At 39.3% G+C, this 6000-nt stretch carries 4 protein-coding genes, 17 tRNA genes and 1 rRNA gene; 3 read left to right on the forward strand and 19 right to left on the reverse strand.

The window, feature by feature from the left end:
* The first annotated feature begins 31 nt into the window (after positions 1 to 31).
* Entirely contained in the window at positions 32 to 619 is a 588-nt protein-coding gene (locus ACFSTA_RS02260; protein ID WP_377554935.1) for a TetR/AcrR family transcriptional regulator, read from the forward strand.
* A 55-nt stretch (positions 620 to 674) separates the two neighbouring features.
* Here ACFSTA_RS02260 and ACFSTA_RS02265 read toward each other — a convergent pair whose 3' ends face one another.
* Positions 675 to 1688, reverse strand: a complete 1014-nt coding sequence (locus ACFSTA_RS02265) for a DUF1646 family protein (protein WP_377554936.1) — start codon at positions 1686 to 1688, stop codon at positions 675 to 677.
* A 264-nt stretch (positions 1689 to 1952) separates the two neighbouring features.
* Here ACFSTA_RS02265 and ACFSTA_RS02270 point away from each other — a divergent pair, with 264 nt between their 5' ends.
* Together ACFSTA_RS02270 and ACFSTA_RS02275 are read left to right on the forward strand one after the other, a co-directional pair.
* Positions 1953 to 2354 (forward strand): cytidine deaminase, encoded by a 402-nt coding sequence (locus ACFSTA_RS02270; protein ID WP_377554937.1) that lies wholly within the window; start codon positions 1953 to 1955, stop codon positions 2352 to 2354.
* Between the two features lie 219 nt (positions 2355 to 2573).
* Positions 2574 to 3041 (forward strand): GNAT family N-acetyltransferase, encoded by a 468-nt coding sequence (locus ACFSTA_RS02275; protein WP_377554938.1) that lies wholly within the window; start codon positions 2574 to 2576, stop codon positions 3039 to 3041.
* An 818-nt stretch (positions 3042 to 3859) separates the two neighbouring features.
* On the opposite strand, the gene ACFSTA_RS02280 is transcribed toward ACFSTA_RS02275, so the two are convergent.
* From ACFSTA_RS02280 to rrf, 18 genes are all read right to left on the reverse strand, one after another.
* A tRNA-Arg gene (locus ACFSTA_RS02280) sits at positions 3860 to 3933 on the reverse strand.
* 69 nt (positions 3934 to 4002) lie between these two features.
* Positions 4003 to 4076 (reverse strand) — tRNA-Ile (locus ACFSTA_RS02285).
* A gap of 10 nt (positions 4077 to 4086) precedes the next feature.
* Positions 4087 to 4160 (reverse strand) — tRNA-Gly (locus ACFSTA_RS02290).
* 31 nt (positions 4161 to 4191) lie between these two features.
* A tRNA-Tyr gene (locus ACFSTA_RS02295) sits at positions 4192 to 4277 on the reverse strand.
* Positions 4278 to 4293: 16 nt separating this feature from the next.
* Positions 4294 to 4369 (reverse strand) — tRNA-Phe (locus ACFSTA_RS02300).
* A gap of 229 nt (positions 4370 to 4598) precedes the next feature.
* A tRNA-Ser gene (locus ACFSTA_RS02305) sits at positions 4599 to 4691 on the reverse strand.
* Between the two features lie 25 nt (positions 4692 to 4716).
* Positions 4717 to 4790 (reverse strand) — tRNA-Ile (locus tag ACFSTA_RS02310).
* Positions 4791 to 4802: 12 nt separating this feature from the next.
* A tRNA-His gene (locus tag ACFSTA_RS02315) sits at positions 4803 to 4878 on the reverse strand.
* Positions 4879 to 4904: 26 nt separating this feature from the next.
* Positions 4905 to 4981 (reverse strand) — tRNA-Met (locus ACFSTA_RS02320).
* A 15-nt stretch (positions 4982 to 4996) separates the two neighbouring features.
* Positions 4997 to 5069: transfer RNA gene (locus ACFSTA_RS02325), tRNA-Ala, on the reverse strand.
* 15 nt (positions 5070 to 5084) lie between these two features.
* Positions 5085 to 5161 (reverse strand) — tRNA-Pro (locus ACFSTA_RS02330).
* 5 nt (positions 5162 to 5166) lie between these two features.
* Positions 5167 to 5243 (reverse strand) — tRNA-Arg (locus ACFSTA_RS02335).
* Between the two features lie 46 nt (positions 5244 to 5289).
* Positions 5290 to 5374 (reverse strand) — tRNA-Leu (locus tag ACFSTA_RS02340).
* 6 nt (positions 5375 to 5380) lie between these two features.
* Positions 5381 to 5456: transfer RNA gene (locus tag ACFSTA_RS02345), tRNA-Lys, on the reverse strand.
* Between the two features lie 40 nt (positions 5457 to 5496).
* Positions 5497 to 5572, reverse strand: a tRNA-Thr gene (locus tag ACFSTA_RS02350).
* Positions 5573 to 5578: 6 nt separating this feature from the next.
* Positions 5579 to 5654 (reverse strand) — tRNA-Val (locus tag ACFSTA_RS02355).
* 4 nt (positions 5655 to 5658) lie between these two features.
* A tRNA-Glu gene (locus tag ACFSTA_RS02360) sits at positions 5659 to 5733 on the reverse strand.
* Positions 5734 to 5851: 118 nt separating this feature from the next.
* Positions 5852 to 5967: ribosomal RNA gene (gene rrf / locus ACFSTA_RS02365) — 5S ribosomal RNA — on the reverse strand.
* Positions 5968 to 6000: the final 33 nt, after the last annotated feature.

Genomic DNA, 6000 nt, shown 5'->3' on the forward strand with positions numbered 1-6000 from the left:
AGAAAACGAACAAATTGGCGGTGGTTTGTATATGGCGATTGATCGAAGAATTAATAAATCGAAACATGCATTAAAAGATGCTTTACTTTCGCTTATGGAAAAATCAGATTTCAAAAAAATAACCATTACAGAAATTGTTCAGCATGCGGATCTTAATCGTGGAACCTTTTATAAACACTACTATACTAAGGAAGATTTACTCGAAGAACTGATTGATGATGTCATGCTTGATCTTATGAATTCGTACCGAGCACCCTATCTTGATTCAGATAAGATCTTTATCCATGAACTAACATCTTCTAAAATAAAAATATTTGAACATGTCTACTCCCATTCAAAATTTTATAGTGCGATCGTATCGTCAAACGCCATTCCTGGAATTCAGCATAAAATATGCAACGTACTCAAACAACTTTCCCGTGATGACTTGGAACTACTTCCTTCATCAAGCAAAGTAGATATTGAATTTATAATTAGCTATTATGCCTACGCTCTATTTGGCTTAATTATGGAATGGATCAACAGCGAATTTAAATATACCCCAACCTACATGGCAGAACAACTAATAGATATCCTAACCTACTTCCCAAATGAAGAAGTTCATTTAAAAAAGGGATAAGTGGGATAAGGGGTCAGACCCCTCATCCCACCAAAAGGGACAGAGGGACTGACCCCTAACTAGTAAATGTCAGATATGCAAATAGAATTGTCATGATGGTTATTCCTATGGGAAGTCCATATTTGGCCCATTCTTTGCTGGTAATGCCTAGTTTGTTTGCTGCAATTATATTTGGAATATTACCCGGAATGAGCATTCCTCCACTAATAATTAAACTAAGTAAGATGAATCGAATGGTATCTACTTGCATCGCTGGGCTAATTTCTGCCGCGGCCAGTGTTGCATTATCCAAAACTGCAGAGACGATATTTATCCAATACAAGAAACCCGTGTTTAGATCAAGTAGATACTGATTTACAATTGTTTCATAACTGGATCCGAGTAACGTTAATCCCATGACAAATAAATAGATCTTCAAGGAACGAGAAAAAATAGTTACATAGCTTTCGGAATTGTCACCTCCCTCCTCTCTCACTATTCTCTTTGGTTTTAGAAAGAATAAGGCAAAGATCCCAATAGCAAGTACACCAAGAATTACTTCCATTCCTATTAGATGAAAGAGAAAGGAAAAGCTCTGATCCAGCTTACTAGTTGTAATCGTTGCTAAAGGTTCACCAACAGGCGTTAGAACCGAGCCAAAGCCAATGGAAAAACAGGACAAGATGACCGCACGAATTTCTGTTTCTCGATCAATACGCAACATACTTATAATAAAAACCAACACAATCGCAGCAACAATTGCTGTGATCACACTCGATAAAAGTCCCAATAAGACAATCATCATTGTTAGAAATACGTTAATCTCAAGAGTTTGCGTTACTTTTCTTATTATTCTCTGGATCGGTTGCCTCAGCCATTTAAAGAACAAGCTTGCGACCATCACAACTAACGTAATATATATTGGATTTTTCAATGCTCGAATCCATAACCCTTGATCCAATACACCACTAATCATTGCAGCTATAAATCCCATCACAAATAAAAAAAACTCTAAATTTCGTTCAATAGGCTTTACGAAAAAAGGTAAACACAAAACGAGTATCAAAATAACTATAAGACCAATAGTCAATTTAACTTTCCCCTTTTTAGTAATTGTAGACACACTCTGCAAAGGTGTTGCTTGTCTACCTATACATATACATACATGGCAACTGTTATTACAAAAATTAAGGGGACAGGTCCATCGTCTCATTTTCTAGCAATGGGGTCTGACCCCTCGTCCCACTAGCAATTCATTAACTCAGTGGGACGGAGGGTCAGACCCTCCGTCCCACATTAAGCTTTTTTCTGGTAGAGTAATAGTAGAACTTAAAAGTTAGGAGAGATTAAAAGAATGAATATTGAACAAATACTTTATGCATCTGCAGTAGATTTGATTGAAAAAAGGTACCCAACTGGTTGGGGTGGTGCAGCGGCAATGTACACTGAAGACAGACAAATTCTTACTAGCGTTTCTCCAGATGTGATCAACGCTTCAACCGAATTATGCATTGAAACTGGTGCCATTCTTGAAGCACATAAACTTCAAACAAAGGTTACCCACACAATTTGCGTTGTAAGAGAGGATGAAAATGCAGCGTATACAATCTTAACTCCTTGTGGGGTATGTCAAGAAAGACTATTCTTCTGGGGGCCTGATGTTAAAGCGGCTATTACTGCTCCCAAAGGTGAACTTGATTTTAAAACACTAGAGGAAATACAACCATATCATTGGTATAAAGCTTATGAGGAATGATTTTCTCTAACAAAAAAACAGTTGGTCTTATTAAGTTAGGAAGGACTTTAGTTGAAAAAAATCCATCTCATCTTGAGCTTATGACGTAGAACAGTTGAAGAAAGAGCGATACGAAAAGTATAAGGGGATTCTAAAATGATAGGCTATTATTATATAAGAGCAATCGCTTTAGCGGATGATTTCACATGGAGCAAATAAAGAGATACAAGGGGTTTAATTATGACTTATAAGTTTAAAGTTATGACACAAGAACAAGCTGAAAAAATCGCATTTCACTGGCATTATGATGGTGAATATTCATTTTATGATATGGAAGCTGATAAGGAAGATTTAGATGATTTTTTAAACCCAGAGACACGTGGAAATTCAATGTTTGCTGTTACAAAAGATGAAGAATTGGTAGCTTTCTTTAGTGTGAACGAAGTAGTTGATACAACCTATGATATTGGTTTAGGTATGAGACCAAATCTAACTGGCGGAGGTAAGGGTTTAGAATTTCTAAAGACCGCTATGGACTTTGTTATATCAACATATGAACCTGAAAAAATAACATTATCAGTGGCAACATTTAACAAAAGAGCGATAAAGTTATATAGAAAGATTGGGTTTAAAGATATGCATACTTTTATACAAGCTACTAATGGCAGCACATATGAATTTCTAAAAATGGTATACGAATGTTATTAAATAAGTTATTCACGTAATGAGGGCTTTATTTGAATAAAGATGGGAAATTACATTAGTATGGATTATTACAATTTCCCTATTTGTTAGATTGGTTTGGAATTCCATTTTCGTTTGCTTATGTATTTAACTTTTGTACTCGGAGAACCAAATTCAGTAAATAGAGTAATAGTTGCTTTACTATTAGTTATATTTTTGTTCTTTGTTGTTCGGAACTTTTACCGAAAATATGTAAAGCGACCCTAACTTTGAAGGATGGGAGGTGAATTAAATTAAATCTGTTAAACTTGGTAGACCCTTATTTTTATTTAGCATTAGTCTAATCACCATAGGTATCATTAGTATGATTCTTATGTTCCTGGATCGTCAAAACTATTTCATTTACGGTGAGATAATCTTTTTTATAGCATTCCTTTTCTTCTTAGTAAAGGGCATATATTACATTAAAACTAATGATCATAAGTATGCTGTAATGTGTTTTATAGTTGTGGTAATTATTAAGATTACTGAAACAATGAAATTCTTAATGTATAGTGGTGCTTTTTAAACTCCACCATAAATATCTGAAGAAACTATTTTATAATTTGATGTGCAAGGTTATGTATTTGTTGTTTTCATAACTCTGCACTTTTATTTTGCACTTCATTTCCAATAAATTTGAAAGCAAAATTCAATGAAACCATTGATAGAAATAGTAATTTGAAACACTATTAACAACCGCTTGCAAGAGTAATATATGAATTACGGAAGTGTAATTTTTACATAAAAAAACTCAGTGGATGTTTGCTCTTCTCTACCACTGAGTAAAATAATGAAATTTACGCGCCCTAGAGGATTCGAACCTCTGACCCACAGCTTAGAAGGCTGTTGCTCTATCCTGCTGAGCTAAGGGCGCAATGAAAAAATAATATATCAACATACTAATGTATGGAATTTGAACTACAAAAGTATCAAGTTGTTATAATGGGCCTGAGTGGACTCGAACCACCGACCTCACGCTTATCAGGCGTGCGCTCTAACCAGCTGAGCTACAGGCCCATGTTGTAAATGGAGCGGGTGAAGGGAATTGAACCCTCGACATCAGCTTGGAAGGCTGAGGTTTTACCACTAAACTACACCCGCACATTGGTATAAATTATAATTTTATATAAAATGGTGGAGGGAGTAGGACTCGAACCTACGAACCCGATGGGAGCGGATTTACAGTCCGCCGCGTTTGGCCAACTTCGCTATCCCTCCACTATTATTTTAGAAGTGGTGGCTCGGGACGGAATCGAACCGCCGACACAAGGATTTTCAGTCCTTTGCTCTACCGACTGAGCTACCGAGCCATAGTTTAATTTAATATTATAGGAAGTAATTCTAAGCTTATCTTACTCACTGTGTCCCTACATTTAAAAGCTTATTCTGAGATGCTTGGTGCTTCGGGACAGACCTGCACATAGGTGTGTTTCGTTGATGTTAGCGGGCAGCTACCGAGCCATAGTATAAATTATATTAAAGGTAGTGATTCTAATTTAGGACATGTAACTTCACTAAACTAGGAATAAAATTAGTAAATGGAGGAGGTAGAGGGATTCGAACCCCCGCGCGGTTTGACCCGCCTGTCGGTTTTCAAGACCGATCCCTTCAGCCAGACTTGGGTATACCTCCAAATTATTATGAATTATTCTACAGATGGACCCTGCAGGACTCGAACCTGCGACCGATCGGTTATGAGCCGATAGCTCTAACCAACTGAGCTAAGGGTCCGTCATTAATTAATGGGGCGACCAGTGGGGATCGAACCCACGAATGCCGGAGCCACAATCCGGTGCGTTAACCACTTCGCCACGACCGCCATAGTTGTAATTAAAAGTTAAAGTTTGGTAGCGGCGGAGGGGATCGAACCCACGACCTCACGGGTATGAACCGTACGCTCTCGCCAGCTGAGCTACACCGCCAGTATAAAAATGAAATGGAGCCTAGCGGGATCGAACCGCTGACCTCCTGCGTGCAAGGCAGGCGCTCTCCCAGCTGAGCTAAGGCCCCGTAATAATGTTTAAATGGTCGGGAAGACAGGATTCGAACCTGCGACCCCATGGTCCCAAACCATGTGCTCTACCAAGCTGAGCTACTTCCCGTAAAATGGCGCGCCCGAGAGGAGTCGAACCCCTAACCTCTTGATCCGTAGTCAAACGCTCTATCCAATTGAGCTACGGGCGCATATGGTGCCGAGGACCGGAATCGAACCGGTANATTTAAATGAAAATGGTGCGGGTGAAGGGAGTCGAACCCCCACATCCGAAGATACTAGATCCTAAGTCTAGCGCGTCTGCCAATTCCGCCACACCCGCAATAAATGGTGAGCCATGAAGGATTCGAACCTTCGACCCTCTGATTAAAAGTCAGATGCTCTACCAACTGAGCTAATGGCTCCTAATGTTTCTTACCTAACATTTTATAAAAATTAATAAAATGGTGCCGGCCAGAGGACTTGAACCCCCAACCTACTGATTACAAGTCAGTTGCTCTACCAGTTGAGCTAGGCCGGCAAAATATGGTGGAGGATGCAGGGCTCGAACCTGCGACCCCCTGCTTGTAAGGCAGGTGCTCTCCCAGCTGAGCTAATCCTCCATGTTGGTGACCCGTACGGGATTCGAACCCGTGTTACCGCCGTGAAAGGGCGGTGTCTTAACCGCTTGACCAACGGGCCAGTTAAATTTCCACAAATAAATAGCCTCACAAATAATCTTCGATTCAACTTTCGATCAACTAACAACAAGTTACTCAACCATCGAAGTATTGTGGAGCGCATATAAATAAAATATTATGCCTGGCGACGTCCTACTCTCGCAGGGGCAAAGCCCCAACTACCATCGGCGCTGAGAAGCTTAACTTCTGTGTTCGGTATGGGAACAGGTGTGACCTTCTCGCTATCGCTACCAGACATGTAATTATAACACCAAGTGATCTCACATTT

The organism is Ornithinibacillus salinisoli (assembly GCF_042684965.1).
GTDB classification, from domain to species: Bacteria; Bacillota; Bacilli; order Bacillales; family Amphibacillaceae; genus Ornithinibacillus; species Ornithinibacillus salinisoli.